This is a genomic window from Geomicrobium sp. JCM 19039, assembly GCF_000698145.1.
Lineage (GTDB): Bacteria > Bacillota > Bacilli > Bacillales > Marinococcaceae > Geomicrobium_A.
Map to the genome: position 1 here is coordinate 1 of NZ_BAXB01000036.1, position 26,379 is coordinate 26,379.

Annotated in this window: 26 protein-coding genes and 2 pseudogenes; 12 read left to right on the top strand and 16 right to left on the bottom strand. The window is 45.6% G+C overall.

Annotated elements, in window-relative coordinates; translation table 11 throughout:
• Positions 1 to 404: 404 nt before the first annotated feature.
• Positions 405 to 884: a ClpX C4-type zinc finger protein gene (locus JCM19039_RS20020; RefSeq protein ID WP_307190313.1), complete on the bottom strand. Its 480-nt coding sequence runs from the start codon at positions 882 to 884 to the stop codon at positions 405 to 407.
• A 463-nt stretch (positions 885 to 1,347) separates the two neighbouring features.
• Positions 1,348 to 2,541, bottom strand: coding sequence for an ABC transporter permease (locus JCM19039_RS20030; protein WP_042430665.1), 1,194 nt, complete (start codon positions 2,539 to 2,541; stop codon positions 1,348 to 1,350).
• 184 nt (positions 2,542 to 2,725) lie between these two features.
• On the opposite strand from JCM19039_RS20030, the gene JCM19039_RS20035 reads away from it, so the two are divergent.
• A complete protein-coding gene (locus JCM19039_RS20035) occupies positions 2,726 to 3,502 on the top strand; it encodes a GNAT family N-acetyltransferase (RefSeq protein ID WP_052398992.1) in 777 nt (258 codons plus the stop codon).
• A 319-nt stretch (positions 3,503 to 3,821) separates the two neighbouring features.
• On the opposite strand, the pseudogene JCM19039_RS28265 reads toward JCM19039_RS20035, so the two are convergent.
• Positions 3,822 to 5,324 (bottom strand): annotated as a pseudogene (locus JCM19039_RS28265) (AbgT family transporter).
• A gap of 206 nt (positions 5,325 to 5,530) precedes the next feature.
• On the opposite strand from JCM19039_RS28265, the gene JCM19039_RS20045 reads away from it, so the two are divergent.
• Positions 5,531 to 5,740: a hypothetical protein gene (locus JCM19039_RS20045; protein ID WP_042397316.1), complete on the top strand. Its 210-nt coding sequence runs from the start codon at positions 5,531 to 5,533 to the stop codon at positions 5,738 to 5,740.
• Positions 5,741 to 5,782: 42 nt separating this feature from the next.
• On the opposite strand, the gene JCM19039_RS20050 is transcribed toward JCM19039_RS20045, so the two are convergent.
• From JCM19039_RS20050 to JCM19039_RS20080, 7 genes are all read right to left on the bottom strand, one after another.
• Entirely contained in the window at positions 5,783 to 6,628 is an 846-nt protein-coding gene (locus JCM19039_RS20050; protein WP_042430667.1) for a GNAT family N-acetyltransferase, read from the bottom strand.
• A gap of 98 nt (positions 6,629 to 6,726) precedes the next feature.
• On the bottom strand, positions 6,727 to 8,415 hold the full coding sequence (locus JCM19039_RS20055; RefSeq protein WP_042430670.1) for a DASS family sodium-coupled anion symporter: 1,689 nt from the start codon (positions 8,413 to 8,415) through the stop codon (positions 6,727 to 6,729).
• 113 nt (positions 8,416 to 8,528) lie between these two features.
• On the bottom strand, positions 8,529 to 9,218 hold the full coding sequence (locus tag JCM19039_RS20060) for a response regulator (protein WP_042430673.1): 690 nt from the start codon (positions 9,216 to 9,218) through the stop codon (positions 8,529 to 8,531).
• Complete coding sequence (locus JCM19039_RS20065; protein ID WP_042430675.1) at positions 9,218 to 9,499, bottom strand: ATP-binding protein; 282 nt, start codon at positions 9,497 to 9,499, stop codon at positions 9,218 to 9,220. The genes JCM19039_RS20060 and JCM19039_RS20065 overlap by 1 nt, the downstream gene beginning before the upstream one ends.
• A 16-nt stretch (positions 9,500 to 9,515) precedes the next feature.
• The gene (locus JCM19039_RS20070; protein ID WP_238545162.1) at positions 9,516 to 10,028 is read right to left on the bottom strand and encodes a Spo0B domain-containing protein; all 513 of its coding nucleotides are present in this window, start codon (positions 10,026 to 10,028) and stop codon (positions 9,516 to 9,518) included.
• A gap of 5 nt (positions 10,029 to 10,033) precedes the next feature.
• The gene (locus JCM19039_RS20075; protein ID WP_042430681.1) at positions 10,034 to 10,255 is read right to left on the bottom strand and encodes a hypothetical protein; all 222 of its coding nucleotides are present in this window, start codon (positions 10,253 to 10,255) and stop codon (positions 10,034 to 10,036) included.
• Positions 10,256 to 10,257: 2 nt separating this feature from the next.
• On the bottom strand, positions 10,258 to 10,797 hold the full coding sequence (locus JCM19039_RS20080) for a hypothetical protein (RefSeq protein WP_042430688.1): 540 nt from the start codon (positions 10,795 to 10,797) through the stop codon (positions 10,258 to 10,260).
• 986 nt (positions 10,798 to 11,783) lie between these two features.
• On the opposite strand from JCM19039_RS20080, the gene JCM19039_RS20085 reads away from it, so the two are divergent.
• Entirely contained in the window at positions 11,784 to 12,164 is a 381-nt protein-coding gene (locus tag JCM19039_RS20085; protein ID WP_042430691.1) for a hypothetical protein, read from the top strand.
• A gap of 959 nt (positions 12,165 to 13,123) precedes the next feature.
• Here the strand turns inward: JCM19039_RS20085 and JCM19039_RS24060 are convergent.
• The 4 genes from JCM19039_RS24060 to JCM19039_RS20105 all read right to left on the bottom strand — a co-directional run bounded on the left by JCM19039_RS24060 (position 13,124) and on the right by JCM19039_RS20105 (position 16,352).
• Positions 13,124 to 13,273 carry a PLP-dependent transferase gene (locus tag JCM19039_RS24060; protein ID WP_152550297.1) on the bottom strand — a complete coding sequence of 50 codons (150 nt, stop codon included), beginning with the start codon at positions 13,271 to 13,273 and terminating at the stop codon, positions 13,124 to 13,126.
• Between the two features lie 36 nt (positions 13,274 to 13,309).
• The gene (locus JCM19039_RS20095; protein WP_042430696.1) at positions 13,310 to 14,110 is read right to left on the bottom strand and encodes a TraB/GumN family protein; all 801 of its coding nucleotides are present in this window, start codon (positions 14,108 to 14,110) and stop codon (positions 13,310 to 13,312) included.
• 389 nt (positions 14,111 to 14,499) lie between these two features.
• Entirely contained in the window at positions 14,500 to 15,858 is a 1,359-nt protein-coding gene (locus JCM19039_RS20100) for an aminotransferase class I/II-fold pyridoxal phosphate-dependent enzyme (protein WP_202963207.1), read from the bottom strand.
• A complete protein-coding gene (locus tag JCM19039_RS20105) occupies positions 15,858 to 16,352 on the bottom strand; it encodes an Lrp/AsnC family transcriptional regulator (protein WP_042430699.1) in 495 nt (164 codons plus the stop codon). The genes JCM19039_RS20100 and JCM19039_RS20105 overlap by 1 nt, the downstream gene beginning before the upstream one ends.
• 156 nt (positions 16,353 to 16,508) lie before the next feature.
• On the opposite strand from JCM19039_RS20105, the gene modA reads away from it, so the two are divergent.
• The 5 genes from modA (at position 16,509) to JCM19039_RS20130 (ending at position 20,203) form a co-directional block, all read left to right on the top strand.
• Positions 16,509 to 17,255, top strand: a complete 747-nt coding sequence (modA, locus tag JCM19039_RS20110) for a molybdate ABC transporter substrate-binding protein (protein ID WP_042430702.1) — start codon at positions 16,509 to 16,511, stop codon at positions 17,253 to 17,255.
• Positions 17,248 to 17,922 carry a molybdate ABC transporter permease subunit gene (gene modB / locus JCM19039_RS20115; protein WP_042430705.1) on the top strand — a complete coding sequence of 225 codons (675 nt, stop codon included), beginning with the start codon at positions 17,248 to 17,250 and terminating at the stop codon, positions 17,920 to 17,922. Before modA ends, modB begins: the two co-directional genes overlap by 8 nt.
• Complete coding sequence (locus JCM19039_RS20120; RefSeq protein WP_042430706.1) at positions 17,919 to 18,851, top strand: LytTR family transcriptional regulator DNA-binding domain-containing protein; 933 nt, start codon at positions 17,919 to 17,921, stop codon at positions 18,849 to 18,851. The genes modB and JCM19039_RS20120 overlap by 4 nt, the downstream gene beginning before the upstream one ends.
• Positions 18,852 to 18,864: 13 nt before the next feature.
• Positions 18,865 to 19,533, top strand: a complete 669-nt coding sequence (locus tag JCM19039_RS20125; protein WP_152550298.1) for a hypothetical protein — start codon at positions 18,865 to 18,867, stop codon at positions 19,531 to 19,533.
• 115 nt (positions 19,534 to 19,648) lie between these two features.
• Complete coding sequence (locus JCM19039_RS20130) at positions 19,649 to 20,203, top strand: small multi-drug export protein (protein ID WP_042430712.1); 555 nt, start codon at positions 19,649 to 19,651, stop codon at positions 20,201 to 20,203.
• Between the two features lie 86 nt (positions 20,204 to 20,289).
• On the opposite strand, the pseudogene tnpB reads toward JCM19039_RS20130, so the two are convergent.
• Positions 20,290 to 21,443, bottom strand: a pseudogene (gene tnpB, locus JCM19039_RS20135) (IS200/IS605 family element RNA-guided endonuclease TnpB).
• Between the two features lie 155 nt (positions 21,444 to 21,598).
• On the opposite strand from tnpB, the gene JCM19039_RS20140 reads away from it, so the two are divergent.
• Complete coding sequence (locus JCM19039_RS20140) at positions 21,599 to 21,835, top strand: hypothetical protein (RefSeq protein WP_042430713.1); 237 nt, start codon at positions 21,599 to 21,601, stop codon at positions 21,833 to 21,835.
• A 35-nt stretch (positions 21,836 to 21,870) separates the two neighbouring features.
• Here the strand turns inward: JCM19039_RS20140 and JCM19039_RS26935 are convergent, their stop codons facing one another.
• Complete coding sequence (locus JCM19039_RS26935) at positions 21,871 to 22,791, bottom strand: peptidoglycan-binding protein (protein ID WP_081834659.1); 921 nt, start codon at positions 22,789 to 22,791, stop codon at positions 21,871 to 21,873.
• A gap of 248 nt (positions 22,792 to 23,039) precedes the next feature.
• Between JCM19039_RS26935 and JCM19039_RS20150 the strand changes: the two genes are divergently transcribed.
• From JCM19039_RS20150 to JCM19039_RS20165, 3 genes are all read left to right on the top strand, one after another.
• Complete coding sequence (locus tag JCM19039_RS20150; RefSeq protein ID WP_042430714.1) at positions 23,040 to 24,134, top strand: CaiB/BaiF CoA-transferase family protein; 1,095 nt, start codon at positions 23,040 to 23,042, stop codon at positions 24,132 to 24,134.
• A 54-nt stretch (positions 24,135 to 24,188) separates the two neighbouring features.
• Positions 24,189 to 24,662 (top strand): GNAT family N-acetyltransferase, encoded by a 474-nt coding sequence (locus JCM19039_RS20155; protein ID WP_042430715.1) that lies wholly within the window; start codon positions 24,189 to 24,191, stop codon positions 24,660 to 24,662.
• Between the two features lie 526 nt (positions 24,663 to 25,188).
• Positions 25,189 to 26,115, top strand: a complete 927-nt coding sequence (locus tag JCM19039_RS20165; RefSeq protein ID WP_052398997.1) for a nuclease-related domain-containing protein — start codon at positions 25,189 to 25,191, stop codon at positions 26,113 to 26,115.
• Positions 26,116 to 26,379: the final 264 nt, after the last annotated feature.

Below are 26,379 nucleotides of genomic sequence, written 5' to 3' on the forward strand. Positions count from 1 at the left end.
TTTGTGACAGTTGGCGAATCTTGTGTGACAATCCAGGTGAATAATGGACCGTTTTACGAAGTGAAATGACTCAAAAACGCAAATATGTGACGATTGAAGTATTTCGCTCATATAAAGATTCGATTAGTTTGCACATAACGGTAGACAGGAGAGTATTTGGGCTACAGATATCCGCCCGAGTTGTGCCAGCGAAGAATTAGCGAACAACTAATTTCGTCAAGACTCAGGACCGTAACCTTTACGTCTCGGTCATAATAAAGGGTACATAAAAAGCCAACCAGATATGAGCAATAAAAATACCCCAAGGTAAGTTTCTCCACTCCAGCTTGGGGTTCAAAATCGTGGCAAGAATCGGTTGATTGAATCCACTCGTTACGATTTGCGATGCACAGGGTTAATGACAATTACCCTTTTGGAGAGTTCGACCGAATTACCTCTACGCCAAATTCCAAGCACTGACCGCAAATGGAAACTCCCGGCCCTAAAACTAACTCTCCAACTTCGTCTCGATCTTTATTACAAAATGAACAACTTAATACTTGTTCTGTAGTACTCTTATTGCTTTGATTAGAAGTTTTGTCTATGGCGTTGTATAATTCATCAATCACTTTAGGTTCAATATAATCGAAGTCTCCTTTTAGCTTCACTGCAATAGTTGTATAAGCTATAGCCATCCCTTCATAAAAGCGTTGGCTTTGAATTTGATCACTACGATTAGATTTTTCTTCACATAATGAACTCAGTTTTTCTAATTCTAAAATAAGGTCTTCAATTTTTGCTCCTCGAAACGTTTTCTTCCTAAAACCTCGATCGATATCAATCACCTCATTTAAATGTGTATACATTTGTGCACATGTATAATGAGGTATTCGCTTAGAGAACATATACTTCCTGCTTAAATTATAAAATGATCAGTTTTCTGCGTAGTTGTCTCTATAAAGTAAAATTGCCCATCTTAAAATGAAAGGCAAACTTTGTAATATCTATAAACTGTGTGCTTAAAAGACATAGTCAGTAAATGATATTGATATAGTTGAATTTTTAACGAGTTCTTTCATTAGCCTTGAGACTTGAAAGAGATATTAACGTACCTAGAAGCCCTAAAATACCTGCCGTACTTAGGAGAAAACTATTGATTGGTGGGGAGAAGACCGTTGTTAAAAACAAAATTATGACACTAAGACCGACGATAATCACACCAAAACCTAAGATTATGTCCTTTTTCACAATTGACCACCTTCTTTAAGTAGTAAAAGCGATTACGTGAACAGATTGTAAAGTTTCATTTATGATATCAAACTGTAAGGTTTTCCTTTAAACTAACTTTCCCCTTAGTTAATTCCCGCGCTATTCTTTAAAAGTACTCTCTAAAACATGGACTCTCTTTGAGAGAAAGAAATTTACAAATACGTAAACGAATAGACTCCCGATGACTAGACCGAATACGCTAGCTATAGAAAGATGAATAACCAGTGGGACCGATACGATGACTAATTGTACGTATAAGATGGTCAAAACAAACTTCAAGAAAGAGGCTTTTATTTGAGCTTTTGAGATCGGATAAAGCATGGCAGTTTGTTTTAGTTGATGTTGTAAAGGGATGAGTTGAGAAGCTGTCATATATACAATGAGCAGATGAAAGACCCAACCACTTGTGGGCAGTGCAAAATTCACAACGATACCCATGAGGGTTAGTCGTAAATAAAGGTAAAAGTAATCGTTATGTCTAACAAACAACTGTGTGTACAAATAGATGAATGTACGACTCTGACGGATGGGAATACACTTTTGCACAATCATTGTGAGCAATCGTCTACGCCGAAAAGAATGCTTAAGACTAGGAACATCGATGAAGAAGTTAATAAATTTAAGGTTTCTTAATCGGGCACGTTCTTCTTCATTAATTTGCCACTGCCAATTCAACGTTCTTCTTTTTCTCATAAAATAAAGGATGTAGACGACATGTACACTCATGAATATCAGGACATACATCCAGTCATCTTTAAGCAGAAAATAAACCATGAAATAAAGGAGAAGAAAACGATTGAACCGATGCAACACAAGTTGTATGCGGTTCTCTAGCCATTGTTCAATCCACTTCATTACGATGTTAAAGCCAGCAATTGCCACGATAAATAGAAGAAAGATAAGATGTAAAGAAGTTGTATCCAAAAATAAGGATATAAAAATCGTTAAGAAAATCAGCAATTTACTAACATCAATCACCCAACTATACAGGAGTGATCGAATAAAATACGGTGTTAACCGCGATTCTAATGGCAACAAAAAGGGGATATCTGCCTTCTCAACAAATGTCCGTACTTTTGTCTGGGTTAAAATGTAAGTGACAACGAGTGACAAGATGACTTCAACAGCTAGTTCAGAAGGAAGCCACTGCACAAATAAATGAAAGAAATAAATGAGAACACTACCAATGATCAGAAAGAAATAAAAAACATTTGCTCCAATGATGGCATAGTACCGAAACATCTTTCGATAATATTCCTGAACTCTTGAACCCCATAATGTTTTTACACTCATTCATACACCTGTACCTTTATTTAAATTCACGTAGTTTACATAAAGATACCATAAACTTCCGGTTTGCGTATTCGTGTCTTCAAGCCAGAAAACTTGTTGTACTCGTAAGAGGCGCATCTTATGATGTAATGAGGACAAGCTTTACGCGTATTGAAAAATAATAGGGTAGACTGGAGTGCAATATATGAAAACGGAATTCAGAAATTTCGCTCACGATGATTACCAATCGGTCTGTCAATTTCTTATCAAGCTGAATGATGAGAGTCGCCAGAACATTAATTGGAATTGGGCACGCTGGGAGTGGATGTTTTTCCATCCAGAACTTGATATTGAATCATTACATACGATTGGTTTATGGTTTGACGACGATGAAGTTGTAGGGTTAGCGACGTACGATCATTATAATGGCGAAGCCTTCTTTGCGACACTAACAGCGTACAAATCGTTGGGAGAACAACTACTGGAATATGTTATTGCTAATTTTCAAGACAAGGCAGGTCTAGGAATTGCTGTAAATGATGCAAATGAAGCTGGCATTGCTTTATTGAAAAAATACAATTTCGTAATTGCACGACAATCCGAACAAGTATTAGCATGTGATTTAGAGAATGCTGACTTACACTATGACTTACATCCAGACTTTCAACTGCACAACTTGCAGCCAGAGAATGACTTATATGAACACCATGAAGTATTATGGGAAGGGTTTGAAAATGACGGCCCATTACCTCTTGACGAGAAAACGCTCAACGTGCAGAAAAGAATGCTAACGGCACCACATTTAGAATCTTCTCTTCACATCGTAGCGAAGAATGAAGCAGGTTTTGCTGCTTATTGCGGGGGTTGGTATGACAAAACAACGGACTACGCTTATATTGAACCATTATGTACAAAGCCAGCGTACCGTAAGTTAGGTCTAGGTAAAGCTCTAGTTCTCGAAACGTTACATCGGTGCGGTTGATGGGCGCTAAAAAAGCATATGTCATTTCAGATGACCCTTTTTATAAGAATATCGGCTTTAAAGAACACTCCCATTATTCGTTTTACTGGTATAAGCCCCAAGTTTAATCCTTACAAAATCATCCTATAGATCATTCTATGGGATGATTTTTGCTGTTTTACTTGCTGAGTTGCTGGAAATCACATCATAGAAACTAGAAATCTTACCATTGATCCATCTATGGTAAGATTTCAGCTACGATAAGGATCGAATTGGAGAAAATCGTCCCATAGAACGTTGCGGGTACTCGTTGCTTCGTTTGCAAAACCCCGGGCAACGTCTAGAAATGAACCCCTGGCCCAATCGGTATACCGAGCCATGCGAACCCGAGCAAAAGAAGGGTTGAGCTAATGAGTATGAGGATGGAGTACGGTAAGGTGTACGAGATGAGCGACCCGATCCCAATTCGTTTGTCCCACTCACGGATGAAGCCGAGTATGACGATCATGTACGGTGTGAGCGGTGTGATCATGCCTGTTGCCGAGTCCCCAATTCGATAAGCCATCTGAACGACGGCAGGGTCGTAGCCGAGCTGCATGAACATCGGTACGAAGATGGGGCTAATATGGCCCACAACCCTGAACCACTCGTGATGAGGAGCGTCATCATCGCGGACAGCAAGATGACGCCGACGATCGTCACCATGCCGGTAAGATTTACGGATATGAGAAATTCAGCACCGTTGACGGCCATCCAAAGACCGATGTTTGTCCAATCAAAAAACGCCGTGAACTGCGCGATAAAGAAGATGATGACAACGAAGTTCGAACGCTCGCAATCGCTTCTCCTGAGTATCGCATCACATCGGCTGTTCCTGAGATTTTCTTCATGGAAAATCCGTAAGTGAGACCGACGATGATAAAGAAGACGAGTAAGAAGGATACAATTCCATCGAGAAAAGGAGAAGGGACGAGCCCGCCGTCTTCATTTTGTAACGGTGACCCTGGAAAAAGAGCGAGTGTAGTGATTATCACAACGTATAGCAGCGCCACGACGCCGGTAATTTTTAGCGCCCGTTTCTCTTCGCTTGAAACGGGTTTGATTTCTTTCGTTGTGGTGCCTTCAAATGTACCGAGGCGTGGCTCGGTTACTTTTCTCGTAATCGTACCGGCGATGAGGGTGACGATGAGTACACCAACGACCATAAAAAAGTAGTTGTCGACCGCGGTAACCATCCGCCCATCACCGAGAATGGCGACCGCTTCATTCGTAATTCCGGCAAGCATCGGCTCGTTTGATGTAATCAGTATACCGGTTCCGTAACCGCTGGATGCGCCGACGAAACCGGTAATAATACCAGCTACAGGGTGTCTGCCGAGTGTGTAATAAATCATTCCGGCGAGTGGGGGAACGATGAGAAACGCGGCATCCGATGCAACGGTTGCAAAGTTCCTGTAAAAAAGACCATGTACGGCACGAGCCATGCAGGAACGGATAACATGAGTGTTTTGATTAAGGATTCTAACAATCCGACACGTTCAGCAAGCCCGATGCCAATCATAAGTGTTAAGACGACCCCGAGCGGCGCGAAGCCAACGAAATTGTCGACGAGCGACGTGACCATATACTCAATGCCTTCTCCAGAGAGCAGGCTGCGGATTTCTAATAATTCGCCATCTTGAGGATGAAGAACGCTCATCCCTGCCCAGTCAAGAATGGTAGAAAGTCCGATAACTGCTGCGATAAGTATGACAAAAATCATTAGCGGTTCTGGCAATTTGTTGCCAATTCGTTCAATGGTGTTTAGAAACTTGAGTGATTTTTTACTTTTTTCAGACGTCATAAGGTGCCTCGCAATCCTTGTTGAATGGGAAATCTCGATAAATTCAGAACATAATGTCGAAAATTATATCTGCTTCTGGAATAGAATGCAACCGGTAATAGGTAATTAATTAGATGGAAATGATCGGTAGACTGGTCGATTTCGTTGCACAAGTTGTCGAATTCTTTTATCCTAGTTAGAGAATGTTGAATCAAGGGGATTGAACAATGAAAAAGCGTGCGTTTGATTGGACAGTCATGTGGATCTATCTACTCGTCGCTGCTGTGCTCATCGTTGTACTGAGAGTACTTGGGTACGATCTGCCGTGGTATGCGCTCATTATTATGTTTGTCGTTCTCTCATTTGCGATTGATATTTTTGTGAATATGGTAAGAAGAGATCGGGCGAAGCAGCAAGCCAATGATAAACAACAATAGAAGACCGATCCAGCCTACACACGTAGTCTGGATCGGTCTTTGTTATCGATACGTGCCGTGAAGGATCCACGGAGAGGGGAGGTCAAACGGATGATCACTAGGCAGTGCGTTGGCCATCTCTTTCGTGAGGTCCAACCAAACATATGTCAGGTCACCCGTTTCTTTCGTCTGTTCCTCAAATAGTGTGGTGACGGTTTCCCACAACCCGGGCTGACAGGCGGCATCTGGCCACGGATACGCAAGATGCACGTAATGGTATTTCTTTTGATCTTTCTTCGCAACGAAAAAGCGATCTTCAGTTGAGTTCTGAAAAAAGCGCCAGTTTGCTACGTCGTCTTCTGAAAATAATGATGGGGTTGCCGGAAACGGATAGTAGCATTCATACGGGAAGACGTTGCCTGAAGACGTGTACGCTTTCTCTAACCATCGGAGTTTTTCAGTTTTGTCGGTGATTTCTGACCACCGTTCACCTCTGTTTGTTAGGCGCTCAGGATGTTGCGTCGTCGCCCCGTGCAGTGTGGCTGTAGGCATGAGGCCTAACTTCGTTAACACTCGCCGGGCGGACGTATTGTGTTCTTGGGTGTTTGCGCCGACCCATTGTATTTCTGGAATGGAAAAGGCTTTGTCGATGACGGTTTCCATCAGCTTGGTGGACAGGTTCTGCCCGCGGTAGCGGGTGTCGGTTCGCAAGCGTCCGAGCATGGCATACGTGTTCTGGAAAATGGTGAAGCCACCGATGGTGACGAGTTGTTCGTCGATAAACAATCCGTATAAATAGCTATTTCCTGTTACGAGCCGGTCAAAAATATGTAAGATGTAATCGTCTTCGATGCCTGTATGCATCCTCGCAAATACGGATCGGTCTTCTGCGTGTAACTGTCGAATCATCTCAAGCCTCCACTTTCTAAAACGAGTTTTAGTGCCATTGTAGCACGCACGCATAAGAAAATCCGCTCACGAGAACGATGAGCGGATTGGAATACGAATTAATCCAGTAACGTTTCTGGGAATACGGATAAATCGACGCCCCAAATGAGTGGAACGAGGAAGTAGACCCCAAGAACGATTACAATTGTAGCTACGATATTTAATGCAAAACCGGTTTTCACCATTTCAATGATTCGAAGTTTCCCAGTACCGAACATAATGGCGTTTGGCGGTGTACCGACAGGTAACATGAACGCCATGTTGGCAGCCATTGCACAAGGAATCATGAGCGCAAATGGGTGAACGTCGAGGGCAACGGCAAGTGCCGCTACTACTGGCAAAATCATCGTTGCAGTTGCAGTGTTTGACGTAATCTCTGTCATCATCATGATAAGCAGTGTTGCAGACGAAATAATTATAAACAAGTGGAATCCGTCTAGAACGGTTAGCTGTTCACCTAACCAATTGGATAGTCCAGATGAAGTGAACCCTTGCGCAATCGCAAGACCACCACCGAACAGGAGAAGGACTCCCCAAGGAATATCGCGAGAATCGGCCCAGCTTAGAATTCTTCCTCCTTGAGCACGAACGGCTGGGATGGAGAAAAGAAGCACAGCGGCAAGAACAGCGATCAGACCATCCGAGATGCCAGGGATTTGGACGATGAGTGCATCGTCGCCTGCCCAGAAGAATTCACGAGTAATCCAGAGGAAGGCGGCGAGTAAAAATACCATTCCGACCATCCACTCTTCATAGGAAGTTTTCCCGAGTTTATGACGCTCTTCTTGAATGACTTCTCGACCGCCAGGCAAGTCTTTAATGCTCGTTCTAAAGGCCATGCGACCGAGATACAACCAAGCAATCGCTAACATAATAATGACGAGTGGCACCCCGAACATCATCCATGTAGCGAATGAGATTTCAATTCCGAAGATTTCTCGCATTTGACCCGCAAGAATAATATTCGGAGGCGTACCAATTAACGTACCGACCCCGCCGATCGTACCAGCATAACCAATACCGAAGATAAGGGATTTCTCGAACTTAGGAAAATCTTTTTCTTCTGGTTTCCCTTTCAGTGCAGAAGCGACTTGGGCTGTGATGGCGAGCCCCATCGGAATCATCATCATAACCGCTGCCGTGTTGGATACCCACATCGATATGAAACCAGTGGCTAGCATAAACCCGAGCAAAATCCGGTTGGTGCTCGTTCCGATTACTGCAATGATAAAGAGTGCAATTCGTTTGTGTAGATTCCACTTTTCCATTGCAGTCGCAATGAAGAAACCGCCTAGAAATAAGAAAATAATATCATCGCCGTAAGCAGACGCAACGTCTCCGCCTTCCATTGCCCCCGTAATTGGAAGCAAAATTAAAGGAAGTAAAGATGTCGCCGGAATCGGTAAGGCTTCTGTTACCCACCATGTCGCAATCCAAAGCGTCACCGCAAGAACCGCGATACCGTTCTGTTCAAGACCTGGAGGTTCAAAGAACAGATAGGTAAGAAGAAAGAGGGTTGGACCGAGCAATAACCCGATAAGTTGTGCACGTGAGTATGGTTTGTTCGGTTTTTTCTCGTCCTCATTACCGTCATTCCCAGGTGCATTCGCGGTGTCGGGCGAATCCTGTTCCCGTTTCTTCGCCGCCTTGTCGACATCTTTTTTATAAGAAAAAATATTTAGAAGATCTTTTGTTCGATGGTGTTGCTTCCATAAGTTTTGCCAAGTTGTCTGAAATGTAGCTTTCATTGAATATTACCTCCTTTGAAAACGCTTACGGACATTTTCCACAATTTCTTGACAAATTTCTACCTTTTTTAATTAAACGAAAGCAAAAGAAAAAACAGCCTGAAAGAAGGCTGTTACGTTTGCAGTAGTTGTTTTCCTTGTGAAGACAGTAAATAATGTTGCACTGGACGACCGGACGGCTGATAGGTGAGGTCTTTTTCCAGCCACTTTTTTTCAACGAAAAAGCGCAAGTACTTGCGCAATGACACGTGAGAAATGTTCGTCATCGTACTCAGTTCTGCGGCAGTGTACCATTCGTTATTGTGATGAAAGGCGTGCAAAATGCGAAGTGCTGTTTCTTTCGTAATCCCTTTTGGCAAGTCGCCATCCAAATCATAATCGGAGTTATGAAGCCGGCGATCCAGTTCATGTTGGTTGTAGAGCGTCGGTTGATCGCTCACGAGACGTTGATAGCGAAACATCGCTTCATGAAACCGTTGAAAGGTGAACGGTTTGACTAGATAATCAACGACGCCGAGCCGTTCCCCGATGCGAACGGTCTCATGATCGTTTGCTGACGTGACGAGAATCACATCTACGTCCAGGTCAAGATTGCGGATGTAGCGCAGCAATTCCAAACCGTTCTCTTTTTCCAAGTACACATCCAAAAGCAACACATCCATGTCCGTGTTTGTGACGAGTGATTTTCCTTCGTTGAGTGTCGTTGCAGACCCCGCCCATTGAAAGCCTTCGAGCATCTCTACATATTTTTGGTGAAACTTAGTGACGAGTGGTTCATCTTCCACCGTCCCGACAATAATCATCAGTGATCCTCCTTTACTTCAGCGGGCATTGTAATCGTTAATGTCGTTCCTTCTCCCTTAGAGGAGGTAAACGCATACGTTCCGCCTGCTTGTTTTATAGCTTCGGTCATAATCGTAAGACCAAACCCGCGATGAGCACCGTTCGTTGAAACCCCAGACGTAAGCAAGTCGGGCAGTTGTGAAGTGTCGAAGCCTTTGCCGTTATCTTGTACTTCGAAAATGAGCTGGTCGTTGCGGGTAGCAAAAGAGAGAGTCATCTGTTTTTGGTCTTGGCCAATCATGCTTCATACGCATTGTTTAAGCGTTGCCAATAATCGTAATCCACCGATCAATATGCCTTGGCTCCGTAAAAACCGGCCAGCCGCCATTGCCTGAGAGTGTCACGTTCACATCCGCTTTTTCTAAGCGGTCAATCTGATTAGCGACATATCCGGCAAGTGTGATGTCCTTAACGTACGTTGCAATTTCGTTGATACCAGCGTTGTATTGTTCAGATAAGTAATCCACATATTCTCGAAGCTCTTCAAATGACTTCGTATGTACCATCGCTCCAATTACATGAAGTTTGTTCATAAATTCATGCGTTTGGAACCGCAACGCTTGTGCGTAATGCTCAACGCCTGACAACCGCTCTAACGCCTTGTCCAATTCATTCCGATTTCGGAACGTCACGAGTGCGCCAACCGTCTCGTTACCAACTTTTACCGGAATTCTGTTTGTAATCATTTGCGTATCTTGAAACACTTGCAAGTCATCGAGCACTTTCCGGTCGTGCCCAAGTGGTTCTGAAATCGGGAACTTCGGCCACACGTCGTTCAACGGCTTGCGACGTGATCTTTTTCAAGAGCACGTGTTGCCGCCTCGTTCATCACGATGATCGTTCCTTCATTATCGGTTGCGATCACCCCTTCTTGCACACTTTCAAGCATTGCTTCACGCTCTTTCAGACGTTGAGCGATGGCTTCGGGCTCGAGGTTATGTAACGTGCGTTTGAGACGCAAAGCAAGAAGGTATGCGCCAGCAGCGCCAATGAGCATGCTCACCCTGTCGCAATAAATACGATCTGTTGACTTTGGAAAATCGAATCTTCAATACGCTGAGTGGAGATGCCAACAGAAATCGCACCGATCTGATTCTCCCCATTCATCACCGGGTGAAACGCACGCATCGATGGGCCGAGTGTGCCGACTTCTTCTGATGTATACCGATCGCCATTCGCAAGTACTGCGTGAACATCATCGCCGACGAATCGTTCCCCGACTTGTTCAGCCGTTGGGTGAGTCAGCCGAATTCCGTCCATATCCATAATGACGATATAAAGCAAATCATTGTCCTCGCGTAAACGTGCTGCGATCTCACTTAACTCGGTATTAGGCTCGTCAGACACGAGGGCAGAAATGACAAGCGGATTCACAGCCAGGTGCGTCGCGCTGAGCATCGCTTGTTGCTCGAGCGACTCCCGTGTCTGATTCGCTTGCGACTGGGCAATTAATAACCCTGCCAACAGCAAAGTGACGAGCAGCAACAGCGAAGTAATCAGCATCATTCGATACTGAAAACGCCATTTCGTTGGATTCATACGTCACCCCCTCCCTGCACAACTTCATAACGTCTATTATAGGGAAATTAAGCGGCGTGTGCCATCTTGGAATTGGAAAACGCAGATATGGAGAGACCGCTGGGGCATTGGATACTTCTTGAAGGGTGTGAACAAAGCTTATCTGCGCGAAGTCACTGAAAAAACAGCGTCTCACTCTCTCGCTTCACGGTAGTGCGATCCATCGGCTCCGACCTATGTAGGGATTCGAACAACATGGCGTGCTGCGATCGGTAAGAATCCCCTCATATCACCTTCCATGAGGGGATATAACCTTTTAATGTGGTGATTCCTGTAGAAAATGGTTCCTGATTGAAGAAAATCCCATCAAAAAAATGGTCTATGTGGGATTTTCTATTTTTCCCCTTTTTTCATTGATCTGGGAATGCGCGGCTGGCGGGCCAACCGGTGTGTATAACGAGTTGTGGCGACGGGTAAGGGGGACTGTGCCCAAGTTCGTCGGCATATACCGATCTTAGGGGGCGTAATTGCTAGTTTGGAACAGAATCTGTAAACCGGAGAGCAGTTTCGGTGCGCCGGCGAGCGCCTCGCCGTAACGAGAACGACCCTGGACCGTCCGCCAGCGATTGCACGGGTCGCTAACTCCAACTTTACGGGTAGGTTCAATTGTACACAACCGTTTCAGAGGTAACTAAAAAAAAGCGAATTGCTCTTTTACCATAGAAATGAATAAGGCCTCAGTTACTCGTTAACACAACGAGCGGTACCGATGTATGTGAAATTTTCGATAGCCACGTTAACTGCAATGCTAAGATTCTTTAAGGTTTAATAGCATATTTGACTGATATCGCACCATTGGTCATTCTATAGTAAGGTTTCTAGTTTCTATGGTACGATTTTCATTAGCCCCTTCTCGGTGCATAGAAAGAGTTTAGTATGTTTTAGTTAGAATTATATGATAATATAAAATATAAGTAATAAATCGTACGGATTTAGGGGTGGTGTCAATGACAAAAAAATGTACATGGTTATGGATTGGCTTGATACTCATCTTGGCCGGCTGCCAGCAATCCATTTTCAAACATGCCGAAAGCGATACGTGGGAAATCGAATTCGAAGCCGTTCAAGCACATGAAAGCCAAGAAACCGCCTTTTACACATTTCACTACTTGCCTGATAATTACGATGAAGTAGAAAGTATTGATATTCTTACAGACTACAGTTTTGAAATACTCGGAACCACTTTCGATTCTGGAAGCTCAGCGATTACAACCGAAGCCGGTTGTACTGGCTGTGCATTAACAGATGAAGATCGCACCATTGAAGTGACGATGATTTGGACGATGGAAGAAGGCGAACAATTTGAAGAAGTGCTGGAGCTGGAGTAGGGGGTTAGAAACTGCGCGCGAGTTTGTAGATTTTGCGCTCTAGTTGGAATTTGCTTACCGGTACGAGCGGTTGATTGTACTCCAGACTACAAGTGCAACATCGGTGGTCAAAGGTCGCCCACCGTGTTTTCTATGCATTCAAGAGCACATGGGCGACGCGGTTTACGTTTCTGCTTACTGGTTACGGTGTGGAAAGAAGTCCAAATGTCCCATATATTCATTTTTGTGACACTTGGGAAAGATAAATCATCATTTTTAACGTGGATGCGCACATAAACGGAGTCAACGGTCACAAATAGCGATATATGTGACCGTTGAGGGCCGAAAGTGGCTGGTTTAAGGGCAGGATTGTAACATAAATAAGAAGTCACCACATGCTTACGCCAGGTGGTGACCATAAACCATAGCTTTTTCCCCTTTGGCAAACGTTTTTCGTGTTGCCCGTAAAGACCGATCTCGGTTATAGGGTTCAGTCCATTTCTTTCGTTCAACTTATAAAGATCAAATGGGTTTTACAACTTCCTAATTTGCGCTGTTGGGAGTTGATTTTGTGTGGGATGGCGGGGGCCATTTTGCGCGCAAGTTTTACGATTTTAACGCTCATTCCGCTAAACTCCTGCGCAGTTTGTTTCAACTGGAGCGCAGATTCAATGCCTGTAAGCGAGTAACCTGTCGGCCTGTCGGGGCCGAAACCAAATCGGACTCGGTTCGGCGCGGCTCGAGCAGACGTCTTGTGGGTGCTTCGGGGAGGGGGTGTATACGTGACTCGGTAATCTGTTCCTGTATTGGTTCATTCTGTTCTCAAGTTTATGAGATTAAACTGCTTTTCTTGCGGTTTTCCCACACTTGAGAACCGTTCGGTCACAACTAGCGCACAGGTTCACATATTGCTAAGCGACCGAAAGAATCCCACCTGATCGCACGAATGCTTCCTAGGGGGGATTCTATCCTCCAAGCCGTTACCTTAACGCTTGATCGAGCTCATCCATAATATCAGTCGGGTGCTTAACGCCGATCGACAAGCGAATGAGGTTAGCAGGAATGCCGGCTAGCTCCAGGTCTTCCTCGCCTTGTTGCTGGTGTGTGGAAATGGTTTGAAAACCACTCAATTCGCAACATGATGCATTTTGAAAGAAAAGTCTTCCCTAATACACATGCTCAACAGTATACTCAGCCTCTTCCAAGAAATCGATAATCGTTGGGTTCAGTGTATTAACAAAGTGGCTTCCCCCAGCGATCACAAAATACGTTTGGCCACTGTCTTCCTCGAGTATATCTACGAGCTGGTCTGCCATCAAACCGTCTCGATACTCCCCAGTAATCGCATAATACTCTTCTTCAGCAGGTGTGTATTCGATTGCATCCGCTAAGGCGTCAGGGTCTCCTGCCCACCACAATTCAACAGAGGCATTGCTTCCCTCCTCTGACTCATCAAAGTTGTCAATTTCCTCCTCCAGAAGGGTTACGTGTGTTTCGTGTGGGACTAATTGGTCTGCCTCATAATAAACTTCATATGATTCTAACGCACGGATTTCTTTGTCTTTTTCTTCTGCTCTATTTAGAAAGTATTGATCAACACCATGTTCGTGCGTGTACTCCCCATCTTGGCGCTGAAGTCCGTGGAGAAGAGAGGTCATCACAAACGGCAGGTCGTGTTGTCTAACGTGAAGATCAGCACCAGTACCGTCCAGGATTTCTTCGAGTTTTTCATAATGCTCTGCGGATAAATCATCTTCTAACGTTGTGCCTTCAGGGTAAGTTTGTTCCGATTGAAGTTCATTGACTTCCCGCTGGTCAATGTTGTTTATGTCAATTTCAGGCAGGACGACGTCGGACTGCTCAAAAGCATCTTCAATCGCTGCATTTAACGGGTAGCCATCTTCATGCCCAATATGAACCGTTCCTTGCAAGTATACGGTCGTATCCCCGCTCTCGACTTTCCACAAAAACCGCCATCATCCTCTTCTGAGCCAATTGAGCTTTGGCTATCACACGCCACGATGAGCAGAGAGGGTGCAATAATAAACGAAGTCGCTTTTTTAAACATATAGGAACACTCCTAGCATAGTGATTTGTATAGGTACGAATGAAAAGATTTCAAGTTTCGGAATAATCTTATAAAAATAATTGTACAGAGCGTAAGATCCAGAAACTGCGCGCGAGTTTGTAGATTTTGCGCTCTAGTTGGCGAAAAATCGGCAAAAAGGTGGACTTTTTAGCAAACTAGCGCGCAGATTGCCCCAACTAGCGCACAGATCCACATATTGCAAAGCGACCGAAAAAATCCCACCCGGTCGCACGTATGCTTCCGAGGGGGATTCTATCCTCCAAGCCGTTACCTTAACGCTTGATCGAGCTCATCAATGATATCAGCAGGGTGCTCAACGCCGAGCGACAAACGAATGAGGTTAGCTGGAATATCAGCAAGCTCTCGGCCTTCCTCGCCTTGTTGCTGGTGTGTGGAAATGGCTGGGATGACCGCAACACTTTTATGGCGGCCAAGATCCGTCGCTCGCCAAATGATTTGGAGGCGATCAAGCGTATTCCGAGCAGCTTCAGCGCCACCTTTTACCATGAAGCTTAGTAAATGACCGTACCGATTGACGGCGTTTCCAGACTCGTCGCCATCTGCGAGCCACATATACTTGGAGGCAGTTGCATGTCCAGCATTGGAGCGAAGACCTGGGTAATGAACCGCCTCAACCATGTCATGTGCCTCTAGAAACTCGGCAACGCGCATCGCATTTTTGCTCATTACGTCTACGCGCGTGCGTAGCGTACGCAAATCGTTGAGAATAAAGTGAGCACTTAGTGGAGACAGTGATGTGCCGTGGTCGCGCATCGGCCAAAGCTTCACGTAGCCAGTGAAGTTTTCCCGCATTTCATCGGTACCGACACGGCTCGGGATATGGTGTTTGGCAACGATGGCACCAGCAATCGCTGATCCGCTTCCACCGATCGCTTTACTAATGGAATGCACGACAATGTCCGCACCGTGGCAGATCGGACGCATGAGGGCAGGGGTTGTGAGTGTCGAATCAACGATGAGTGGAATGCCGTGATCATGGGCGAGATTCGCCAATGGTTTAAGGTCGGCCACCGTCAATGAAGGATTGGACGGCATCTCAACATAAAGGAAGCGTGTCTCATCATCAATGCGCGTTGCCCATGCATCAATATTGGCGGTGTCTTGCACCCAACGCACGTCAATGCCCCGTTCATTTTGATAGCGTTCATCGAACAACATGAACGTACCTCCATAACATTTCGCATCGGCAACGAAGTTCATACCGTCCGTCTCAGCTTGTAAAAACGGATTCGTTGCCATGAAGATCGCACTCATTCCAGAACTCGTCATAACCGCAGACGTCTCGACGTCTGAGCCATAGCCTTCAAGTAGGGCAAGTGTGCCTTCAAGGTAGTAAAGCGTCGGGTTATGAATACGCGTATACCCCCACGCAGGTGTTTGGTAAGAAAGCGCAGCTTCCAGATGATCGGAATTCTCGAAATGCTGGGCTGGTGAAACAGTAAGCGGTTCCATAATGCTTCCCTGATTTGCCATCGCATCTTCCATCCCGTACAAACCGTGCACGGCAATCGTATCAAACCGCTTCAATTTCATCATCTGCTTGCGGGCCGCTTCCACCCGCAACTTCTCCATCCCTCGGTCAATGTACTTTTGAACACCCGTCATTATGAATCCTCCTTTTGGATAGGCAACGCCGTCGACGACTTCACTTCGCCATACGACACACTCGTCTGAATGCGCGTCACACTCGGCAATGCACTCAAGTTCTCAACAATAAACGTTTTCAAGTCATGACTGTTTTTCAATAATACTTTTAGAATATAATCATACTTGCCCGTTACGTGATGACACTCCAACACTTCAGGCATACGCACAACCTTATCTTGAAAGAAATCGATATGCTTTCTTTGATGCGCATTCATGCCTACATAAATAAAGCAGAGCAGATCAAAGCCGAGTCGGTCTTTATTTAAGATCGTGACATAGCGTTCAATGATGCCTGCTTCCTCTAAACGTTTGACCCGGGCATGTGTCGCTGGAGGAGAGAGATTAATGCGGCGAGCCAAGTCGACGTTCGACAAATGTGCCTCTTGTTGAAGCAGTTCGAGTAGCCCCCTGTCGGTATCGTCGAGCTTATAATCTACTAATGATTTTACCATGAAGACGCCTCCTAGTATTAATTATTCTTAATATTAACAAATAATCAAAAGGAATAAAGGTGTAACTACGTTTATATGTAAATAGATTCATTTTTTGCTTTGCTTTCATTTATTCGTCAGAATCATTAGAATGGAAGTATAAAGAGGTGTTGATGGATGAAAAAGGTGTGGCTCATGATAGCGGCGAGTATGCTTATGGCGTGTGCGAGTGGTGAGGAGACAGAGCAAGTTCATGTGATGGCAGCGGCAAGCTTATCCGACGCACTCGGTGATATAGAAGAGATGTATGAAGAGGAAGAACACGTGGAACTGATCATGAACTATGGCTCTTCTGGACAACTTAGGCAACAAATTGTGCAAGGAGCGCCTGTGGATGTGTTTATTTCTGCAGCCGAATCTGACATGGAAATGCTCGTTGATCGAGGAGAAGTTAGTGAAACCACCTCTTTACTGCGTAACCGGTTGCAGCTCATATCAACACCAGAGATGGAGATTGCCGACTGGTCTAACCTCATGACCGTAGACTTCCAAGGTCTTGCAGTCGGTCATCCTGAATCTGTTCCGGCCGGGAAATATGCAGCTCAAGTATTAGAAAATATGAATCTACATACCGAACTTGAGGACGAGTTTGTGTACGGCCAAGATGTTCGGCAAGTACTTACTTATGTGGAAACAGGCAATGCAGATGTTGGCATTGTGTATCAAACGGATGCGCTAAGTACAGAGGACGTCCAATCGGTTGCACTCGCACCGGAAGATAGCCACGAACCGATTGTCTATCCGATCGGTCTAATCGGGGATGTTAGCGAACGAGCGGAACACTTTTATGACTGGGTGCAGACGGACGAGCCGTTACATATTTTCGAATCTTATGGGTTTGAGATCGGCGTTCAACATGATTGAAGCGTTTTGGACGCCCATCCTTGTTTCAATACGTGTTGTTGCTTTGGCAAGCATTCTCTCCTTCGTCCTTGCGATCATTTTTGCTTGGTGGATGAAGAAAAGAAGCTTTCGTGGGAAAGTATTTGTTGAGACAGCGCTCATGCTTCCCCTCGTTTTGCCTCCGACCGTCATTGGCTTTGGGTTACTGGTCATTTTTGGTCGGAGAAGTGTGATCGGTGAATGGTTTGAGCTGTTGTTTAATCAACCGATTGTGTTTACATATCTCGCAGCGGTCATTGCAGCGACCGTTGTCGCTTTCCCGCTCATCTATCAGCTTTTAATCAACGGCTTTGAAACGATTGATGATGAACTTGAAGCTGCCGCGCGCCAAATGGGGGCAAAAGAGTGGCAAGTGTTTGTTTATGTCACGTTACCGATGACGTGGAAGACACTCATATCGGGGTATATGCTAGGGTTTGCCCGGGCAATGGGAGAGTTCGGCGCGACAATGATGTTTGCCGGAAGCATCTACGGGGTCACACAAACGGTTCCGACGAGCATCTATATTGCTGTCGAGTCGGGTAATACCGTCCTTGCCGCATATTGGGTCGGCTCAATCGTCATCTTTGCATTCGTTCTTCTTGCAGTCGTTCAGCGATTAAAGCGAGGAACAGGAGGGTCGTTTTGAGTTTATTCTTTCATTTCAAAGAGAAGTTTCAAGGGAATGCGGTTCGCCTACCCGAGGGTGAATTTACGGTTGTTCGCGGAGAAGCTGTAGCGCTTCACGGTGATACCGAGTGGTTAGAGCCTTTTCATGAATGTTATGTAGACCCGTCATTCGTCGAAGTGTCTGTGGCGAACCGGTTCATATCGTTGCAGTCCGATGGGTTATACACCCGTCTTACACCACGTAAGCACTTGCGTCTGTGGGCGAGCATGTACGGATGCAAGCCAGAAGAGGTCGACATTTTACGTGCGTGTGGGCTTACAGATGTCGCCGACCGTCGCATCAAACGATTAACAGCAATGCAAAAGCGCCGCTTGCATTATGCACGTGCGTTAATTATGCCTGCCGATGTTTATTTGTTTGATCAGCCAATAATAGGTGCCGACCGTGAAACGAAACAAGTTTTTCAAGGAGTGCTCAAACGTCTTCAGAAAAGGTATGTTGTGCTTACGAGTACGTCTTTAGAAGAGGCGGTGCAATATGGCAAGCCGTACCGACTTCATGAACGTGGCTTATCAAGTCAAACCGAAGAGGTAGCAACAGACTCACCATTGAAGTTAGAGAAAATATCGGCGAAGGTTGATGACAAGTTCATTTTATTTGATCCGTTGGAAATTGACTTTGTTGAAAGTAAAGGTGGGCATACGTTCATTCATGTGAACCAAGAAGTGTTCGTGTCTGCACTGCCTTTAAAGGAGTTGGAATCCAGACTTGTTCCGTATGGCTTTTATCGATCTCACCGCGCATTTGTCGTTAACTTGCAGCGGGTAAGAGAAGTCATTGTATGGAGCAAAAATAGCTATAGCCTGCGGCTCGATGACCGCAAGAAGAGCGAAGTTCCGCTATCCAAAGGAAACTATGCGACGTTACGAGACATGTTAAAGATGTAAGGAGACGAGCACGATGAGGTTATGGAGGATGATTTTTTATAAAGAAGCCCATCAGCTTCTAACAAATGGGGCCATCTATTGGATTACGCTCGTTCCGTACGCAACGTTTTTAATGATTTTTATGATTGATAACAGACCCGAATTGCCATTTATAATCGCGCTGGCACTCGTCTTGATGCCGATGCAGATCATGGCAAGCCTGCTAGTCGAAGAGAAAGAGCTCCATGCCTGGCGCGTATTTGACCAAAGTGGGGTCTCTTTTCATTGGCTTTTAGCTGTGAAGGCGATGATTTCCGTATTCATTACCGTAGTGTTTATTACGCTCGCTGTTTGGGTGAGCGAAGTTGCAATCATTCATGCAATTAGCATCGTCGTTTTTATCTTTCCCATTGCCGTATTCTTCGCAGCACTTGGCGCTGTGGCGGCAGCATTCTCCAACAATCGACTTGAAGTGGGTTTTTGGGAAGGGCCTGTCTTTTTACTGTTTATTTCCCAGGCAATAATTTATCAAAACTTGTCAGAACCGGGAATATTGCCAATGGCTCATTTCGACGCAGCAATCGCAAACATCATTGAAAATCCCTTTTCAGTTGTCGGAGAATTCCTCGTTCTGTGCTTATTCGCGTTTATTTGTGCGCCCGTTGTTCTGCATCTATTAAACAAAAAGAAGCACAGTTTCTAATCCCTCCCACTATTCCTTTCGCCCCGTTCATGACCCATTTCCCTCCTCGTATCCCGAATTTGCTGAGGCATCCTTCCCGTCCACCTACACTAGAAGTAGAAAAAGGATAGGAAGGGTGGCTGTCGTGATCGATGATTACATGAATTTCATTTTAGACACGATGCAACGTGTGTTCATTTCTGTTCAAGACTTCGTTATTCAACTTTCAGAAGTGAACGGATGGCTCGTACCATTCGCTGTTGTTGCGATCGGGTTTATTCCTTTTTTAGAAGCATTCTTTGCTGGAGGAGTTGCAAGCTTCACCGGTGTGCCCGTCGTCGTGGCAGCCATCGGTGCAATCATCGGAAATGTAATTTCCGTATTGCTCATCATCCTCCCATTTGATGCATTATTCGAGAGAATGAGAAATCGGAAAACAAAGAAAAAAGGTGGGTTCATTCGTTCAAGATTTGAGAAAGCAGGGAAGATGTATCGGCAATACGGAGTGGCTGGCTTAGCCATTCTCACACCGTTGTATGCGTCTGGACACATCGCTGCTTTCGCGTCTTTAGCGGCAGGCGCAAAGAAACAAACCGTCATCTTTTGGCACGTCGTGAGTATCGTTTTATGGGGGGTACTTGGTGCGCTGTTTGGCGCTTTCGTTGGTTTTGACCATATCGTTGACCCTTGAACTACTCGGCACTAAAGTACCGAGATTCCTAGAAGCACAAACCTTGACCGAACATCGTTGATGCTGGGCAGCGGTTTCGTTCATGGCTAGGCGATCCCCGCAGTTCCTGCGGTTCTGAGTCCTTCTTGGAGGATGTTCACAGCTGCGTTGATGTCGCGATCGTGAGGAGCGTGGCAGGCTGAGCAGGACCACTTACGAACGTGTAGCCCTTTCTTGCCATCATGGTGCCCGCAGCTCGAGCAGAGCTGGGAGGATGGAAACCACCGGTCAACCTTAATGAGTTGTTTCCCGTACCAGTCAGCCTTGTACGTGAGCTGTGTCACAAACATCGACCAGGAGACATCACTTATGGCCGAAGCTAGTTTGCGGTTGCGAAGCATTCCTTTCGCATGAAGGTCTTCCACCACGATCCGATCGTGGTTTTTGATGAGATCGGTGGATAGCTTATGCAAAAAGTCCTTCCGTTGGTTGGTCACTTTTTCATGAAGACGAGCGACAACACATTTTTGCTTTTGATAATTTTTTGCTTTGTGGAGTGGGACCCCACGGCGTTTAGCTCCTTCGGCTCGACGTGACAACTTTCGTTGCTCTCGGGCGAGCTTTTGTCGCATGGCCTTTGTAAAGCGATGATTGTCCATTTTTTCGCCACTCGATAGGATGGCGAAGTCGGTGATCCCAAGGTCTACGCCGACCGATTGCCCTGTGGACGGCAGAGGCTGTACATCGGCTTCGACCTTCAGCGATACGATATAACGACCGCTCGCTTTGCGAGTGATCGTGCACTGACGATTCGTCCTTGAATGGTACGACTTCCACGAATCTTCAGCCAGCCGAGTTTAGGGAGCCTGATTCGGTTGTTCGTGACCGTGGTAGTAAATACCTGGGTGTTTCCTTGGATGGCCGTCGTGTACGATTGCACAGGGTTTCGCTTACTTTTAAACCGTGGGTACTTGCCTAGCTTTGCGTAAAATCGTTGGTAGGCATCGGCAAGCGACCGCACCGATTTTTGCAAAGCGGTACTGTCCACGTCCTTTAAAAATGGAAAATCGACCTTTAGCAAGGGCAACTCATTCGCGCACGCCTTATAGGAAAGGCCTTTACCGGTTTCGATGTACGTGTTCTCCCAAGAAGCACGGAAATGGTTGTAGACGTACCGGCAACAGCCGAATGTCTCAGCGATCTGCTTTTGTTGCTTCGCGTCGGGGTACAACCGAAACTGGATGCCTTTGTACGTCAACATAGTGAACCTCCATTCTGGGAACGTATATTCTTATATTCAGTATACCATGAATGGATTGAAACGTCCGATAATTCAAAACCGAGAGTCATTCATCTCACGACTGAAGTTGCGAGTGTTCTGTCTCTCTGATCATAAAATATAAGGAGTGGGTGAGTTTGACGTGGGTGCATACCATTAGTGGAGTGATCGCCATATTTGTCATTATGGCAATCATGGATTGGATTAACTTTCCTACACAAGGAACGAATAACTTTTTAGGGACACTTGATGACTGGGGTGTGAATTTCTTAAGTATGTACAATGATAATCTATACAATATATTTGGGAGCTTAACGCTCATCATTAGCCCTGTCGTACTCATCATGACGCTAGTTACGAAGGCAAAAAAATAGAGCGAAGGATCTTTTGATCCTTCGCTCTTTAACCATTAGTCAAGTACAGTAACTTCTACAGATTGGCGACCGAAGTTTAATGCTTCTTCTGTCGTAGCCATGTGCAAGTCAATCTTATTTCCGTTGATCGCACCGCCAGTGTCACCAGCAATCGCTTCGCCATATCCTTCTACGTAAACCGTAGAACCAAGTGGAATAACGTTTGGATCAACAGCAACAACATTGGCATTGCGGTCGTTCAATAAGTTGATGCCTGTTGCAGTAATTCCAGAACATCCTTCGCACTCAGCCGTGTACGCTGTAGCTTCCATTGTCATTGTGGCGCCTTCTGGTGATTCTGTACCGCCACTCGTTTCATTTTCAGTGTTGTTTGTTGTTGATTCTTCAGACGTGGACTCTGTTTCTGCGGATGCGGTTTCTTCCGTTTCAGTTACAGGTTCCGTTTCTTTTGTTGGCGCCCCATTGTACATGAGGTTGCTAAACGTGTCTGGTCCAGCAATACCGTCAGCGGCAATGCCAGCGTCTGATTGGAATTCAACCAACGCATCTTCGGTTAATGGACCGAATTTGCCATCAACATACGTTGGGTCGTATCCATTTGCTTGTAGTTCAGATTGAAGCTCTTCAACGAGATCTCCCTCATCTTCAAGTGTTAGTTTTGATAGCGCGCCAAGTGTTTGTACACCGGCAAGCCCATCTGTGAGCAAGTTATGCTCTTCTTGGTAAGTTGTAACAGCGTCTGTTGTCGCAGCGTTATACTCGCCTGTGACATCGGCGTCGTCGAGAAGTCCTCTATCATTCAATTTCTCTTGGAGTTGTTCTACATCTTCGTTGTTTTCGAGTACTTCACTTGCATCTGCTGTCATCGGTGCTGTCATGAGCGCGAAACCAGCAGCAAGCGCTGTAAAGCCTAGGCTATATGCAATGTTTCCTTTAGTTTTCCTAGCTTTAAACATCGTAACCCTCCTTAGTGGTCTTAATCAGTTACCGCATTCCACAACGTGAATCGTAACAACCAATCGCAACCAAAGACAAGCAAATTCTTCTAATTTAACCTGATTGAAATCGAGTTGTAATGGAATGGCGATATTGTTTGACTTTCGTTACATATTTACATAGATTTGCTGATTTTTGGTTTAACAGTTTTCCAAAGTGTAAGAAATTCCCTGTTTGGATAAGCTAAAATAAAAAAGGAGAAACGTCGATGCAAGTACTAGATGGCATTCATGTGCTCGACCTCACGCGCCTACTACCCGGTCCATATTGCACGATGATGATGGCCGACTACGGTGCAGAGGTGACAAAAATCGAAGCGCCAACGACTGGTGAGTATGGTCGGGAGACTGAACCGATTATCAACGGACAGAGCACCCGGTTCTTAACGTTAAACCGAAACAAAAAGAGCATCCAACTGAATCTCAAGACAATAGAAGGAAAGAATACACTGCTCGACATGTGCAAACAAGCAGATGTGATTATGGAAAGTTTTCGCCCAGGGGTAATGAAACGACTCGGCCTCGATTATGAAACCGTGAAAGAGATCAACCCACAAATCATCTATTGTTCGCTCACTGGATACGGACAAACTGGCCCATACCAAAACTTCGCCGGTCATGACCTCAACTACATTGCAACCTCAGGTCTAGTAGACATTACTGGAAATGCAGACGGCCCTCCTGTCGTGCCTGGTGTACAAATTGCCGACATAGCGGGAGGGGCGCTCATGGCTCTCAGTGGCATACTCATGGCGCTCGTCGGTCGCAGTCGTGACGGTGCAGGCCGCTACGTTGATGTATCAATGATGGACGGGGTCATGTCGCTACTCGGATCAGTCACACACGGATACCTTGCCGGTGGGGCAGAACCCGAGCGAGGCAACACCCGCCTTACCGGTCAGAAAGCGTGCTACGGGATCTATCAAACGAAAGATGGGCGTTACCTTGCCGTCGCCGCTCTCGAGGCGAAATTTTGGCAGAACTTTTGCGCACGCATTGGGAAAGAAGATTGGATCGATCAACGAAACGGGGATGCGGACGTTCAACAATCCATGAAACAAGAACTCACAAACCTATTCCGCACCAAAACACGAGACGATTGGATTGAACAACTCACAATAGAAGAAACGTGTGTTAGCCCCGTGCTTAGCGTCGCCGAATCCATCAATAACCCGCAAGTACAAGCACGGCAAATGATCATCGAAACCCGGCACCCTGCACTCGGCAAACTGCTCCAAACCGGTTTTCCCATCAAATTCTCCGGAGAGGCTGGACAATTTCGGCATCCTGCCTCCGACCTGTAGACAATCGCCAACAAATGCGCTATGTTATAGGAAAAAATAGAAGGAACATGCCCGATGACGATCGTGTCGATGTCAAAAGCTGCGGCTATAGAAATTATTAGTTGGACGTATGAACCGCCGTATTCAATGTACAACTTAGAAAACGTACCCGAGCAAATCGAAGAATTGTTAAATGGAAACTATTACGCATACCCTTGCCCCGACGGGACGGTGTACGGATTTTTTTGCTACGGTCATGATGCACAAGTACCTGGTGGTCAGAAAAATGGCGTATACAAAAGCGATGCCCTGGACATCGGTGTCGGCATGAACCCGACCTTCACTGGGCAAGGATACGGACAATCCTTTTTCCAAGCTGGGCTCTCCTATGGTAGAGAAACTTTTAAACCGAATCGCTTTCGCTTAAGTGTGAACCGGAGCAATCAACGAGCCATTAATTTATACCGAAAGTGTAATTTTGCTACGGTTGATCGCTTCAATAATCCGGGTCCACCTAAAGCTGAATTTCTGTTAATGGAAGAGATGTAAAGAGTAACCGTTTGAAAAATGACGATGTGCCAAACCGTGTTACCGATGACCGCCATGTGACTCCATCGCTCGGTCATCACAAGCTTTGACTCGTTATTCATCGGTATGGCTATTGCCCCAACACTTCTTGTTTAGGGATCCTTATGGTGATCGTGACAAAATTCGGCTTAACGTTAGTCTCTGGGCCGGTGCACGTGGCTTCGGCGGTCCGGGAAAAATGCGGGAAGTGAACCGTACGATGCCCGTCGTCCTCATACCAGGCGTTCTCGGCGTCCCGCTACTCATCGAGTACGCCAACAGTTTTCTAATCATAGCCTTCTTGGTTGGGGTGGTGTGGACTTATCTCATGTGTGTGCGTGTAATGGAAGTGACGCAGCAGTTCCAACGCACGAGAGCGTACTTATCGGTCGCTATGTCGTTTCTATTTTTTGTTAGCATTTATTATTTAGTAGTGTAGCTAGAGGGAACCCCTCTAGCTCCTTTTTATAGTAGAATGGGAGTAACTTTTCATGAAAGGAAGTGACACGTGGACGAGCGAGAAAAATCAGCAGAACTGATGTTGTTAAGGCTGTTGAACAAACGTATGCGCTTAGACGCACCCGAGCACTTGCATAGCTTGGAAAAAGGATTTGTTGGCGAATGCCATCTCGACAAGTGGCTCAATTCCGTAACGAGCGACTGCATTATTCTCGATGATTTATGGCTGCAGCACAAACAGTCATTGTTTCAAGTAGATACTTTAATTATTTTCCCCGAAAAGATCTTCATCCTTGATGCTAAAAATTATAGCGGAGATTACAAGGTGGATGGAGATTATTGGTCCACGCTCCGCGGACATGAAATCAAAAACCCGCTTCACCAATTGCAACGATGTGTTACCCTCCTGCGCCAGCTGCTCCAAAGCTTCGGCTACACACTTCCGATCGAATCCCGCCTCATGTTTATGAATCCAGAATTCATGCTGTATCAAGCCCCACCGGAACTACCTGCCGTTTTCACATCTCAACTTGACCGATTTTTGCGTACCCTCAATGCCTCAACTGCCCCTTTGTCAAAAAGCCACCATGCACTCGCCGCGAAATTAACATCCGAGCAACTCACAACCAATCCCTTTGCGCTACAGCAATCATATTCTTATGATCAGCTACGTAAAGGAGTTGTGTGCGTGCGCTGCGTGAAAGGAGTGATGAAAAGAGAGCATAATCATTTTACCTGTGCTTCTTGCGGGACAAACGAGACTGTACACCAGTCAATCATTCGGACGATTAATGAATTCATGCAGTTATTCCCTGACAAAAAACTAACAACACAAATCGTATTTGAATGGTGCGCGCAGCAAATAGGAGAGCGCTCAATACGAAAATTCCTTACTAAAAACTTCATAAAAAAAGGAAGCGGCACCGCCACGTATTACGAAGCGCGAGACTCAACTGACAGTGCCAATGAGCGGTAGGTGGAACGAGGAGCACAAGTGTGAATTGTTCCGTTACTGGCAGAAGCAACAGGCGGTCGTAAAACCCGAATAGCTATCGACACGTCGGCACCTCTGGTGCCGAAGCCAACCCCTGTGCATGAAGCCCCACCCAGGTCTAACCGACACCGCATTTTCCTCGGCACGACTCGTGCCGACAGCAAGACGGCATGTTAAGGTAGGCCAGCCCAAGTCGCACATTTTTGTTCCGGCTAGGAGGTCTGTGCGGAACAAACGCCAGTGAGT

Coding starts and splice junctions, on each gene's coding strand:
- JCM19039_RS20020 (WP_307190313.1), bottom strand. CDS start 884: ATGTTCTCTAAGCGAATACCTCATTATACATGTGCACAAATGTATACA.
- JCM19039_RS20030 (WP_042430665.1), bottom strand. CDS start 2,541: ATGAGTGTAAAAACATTATGGGGTTCAAGAGTTCAGGAATATTATCGA.
- JCM19039_RS20035 (WP_052398992.1), top strand. CDS start 2,726: ATGAAAACGGAATTCAGAAATTTCGCTCACGATGATTACCAATCGGTC.
- JCM19039_RS20045 (WP_042397316.1), top strand. CDS start 5,531: ATGAAAAAGCGTGCGTTTGATTGGACAGTCATGTGGATCTATCTACTC.
- JCM19039_RS20050 (WP_042430667.1), bottom strand. CDS start 6,628: ATGATTCGACAGTTACACGCAGAAGACCGATCCGTATTTGCGAGGATG.
- JCM19039_RS20055 (WP_042430670.1), bottom strand. CDS start 8,415: ATGAAAGCTACATTTCAGACAACTTGGCAAAACTTATGGAAGCAACAC.
- JCM19039_RS20060 (WP_042430673.1), bottom strand. CDS start 9,218: ATGATTATTGTCGGGACGGTGGAAGATGAACCACTCGTCACTAAGTTT.
- JCM19039_RS20065 (WP_042430675.1), bottom strand. CDS start 9,499: ATGATTGGCCAAGACCAAAAACAGATGACTCTCTCTTTTGCTACCCGC.
- JCM19039_RS20075 (WP_042430681.1), bottom strand. CDS start 10,255: ATGCTCATTGGCGCTGCTGGCGCATACCTTCTTGCTTTGCGTCTCAAA.
- JCM19039_RS20080 (WP_042430688.1), bottom strand. CDS start 10,797: ATGAATCCAACGAAATGGCGTTTTCAGTATCGAATGATGCTGATTACT.
- JCM19039_RS20085 (WP_042430691.1), top strand. CDS start 11,784: ATGACAAAAAAATGTACATGGTTATGGATTGGCTTGATACTCATCTTG.
- JCM19039_RS20100 (WP_202963207.1), bottom strand. CDS start 15,858: ATGACGGGTGTTCAAAAGTACATTGACCGAGGGATGGAGAAGTTGCGG.
- JCM19039_RS20105 (WP_042430699.1), bottom strand. CDS start 16,352: ATGGTAAAATCATTAGTAGATTATAAGCTCGACGATACCGACAGGGGG.
- modA (WP_042430702.1), top strand. CDS start 16,509: ATGAAAAAGGTGTGGCTCATGATAGCGGCGAGTATGCTTATGGCGTGT.
- modB (WP_042430705.1), top strand. CDS start 17,248: ATGATTGAAGCGTTTTGGACGCCCATCCTTGTTTCAATACGTGTTGTT.
- JCM19039_RS20125 (WP_152550298.1), top strand. CDS start 18,865: ATGAGGTTATGGAGGATGATTTTTTATAAAGAAGCCCATCAGCTTCTA.
- JCM19039_RS26935 (WP_081834659.1), bottom strand. CDS start 22,791: ATGTTTAAAGCTAGGAAAACTAAAGGAAACATTGCATATAGCCTAGGC.
- JCM19039_RS20150 (WP_042430714.1), top strand. CDS start 23,040: ATGCAAGTACTAGATGGCATTCATGTGCTCGACCTCACGCGCCTACTA.
- JCM19039_RS20155 (WP_042430715.1), top strand. CDS start 24,189: ATGACGATCGTGTCGATGTCAAAAGCTGCGGCTATAGAAATTATTAGT.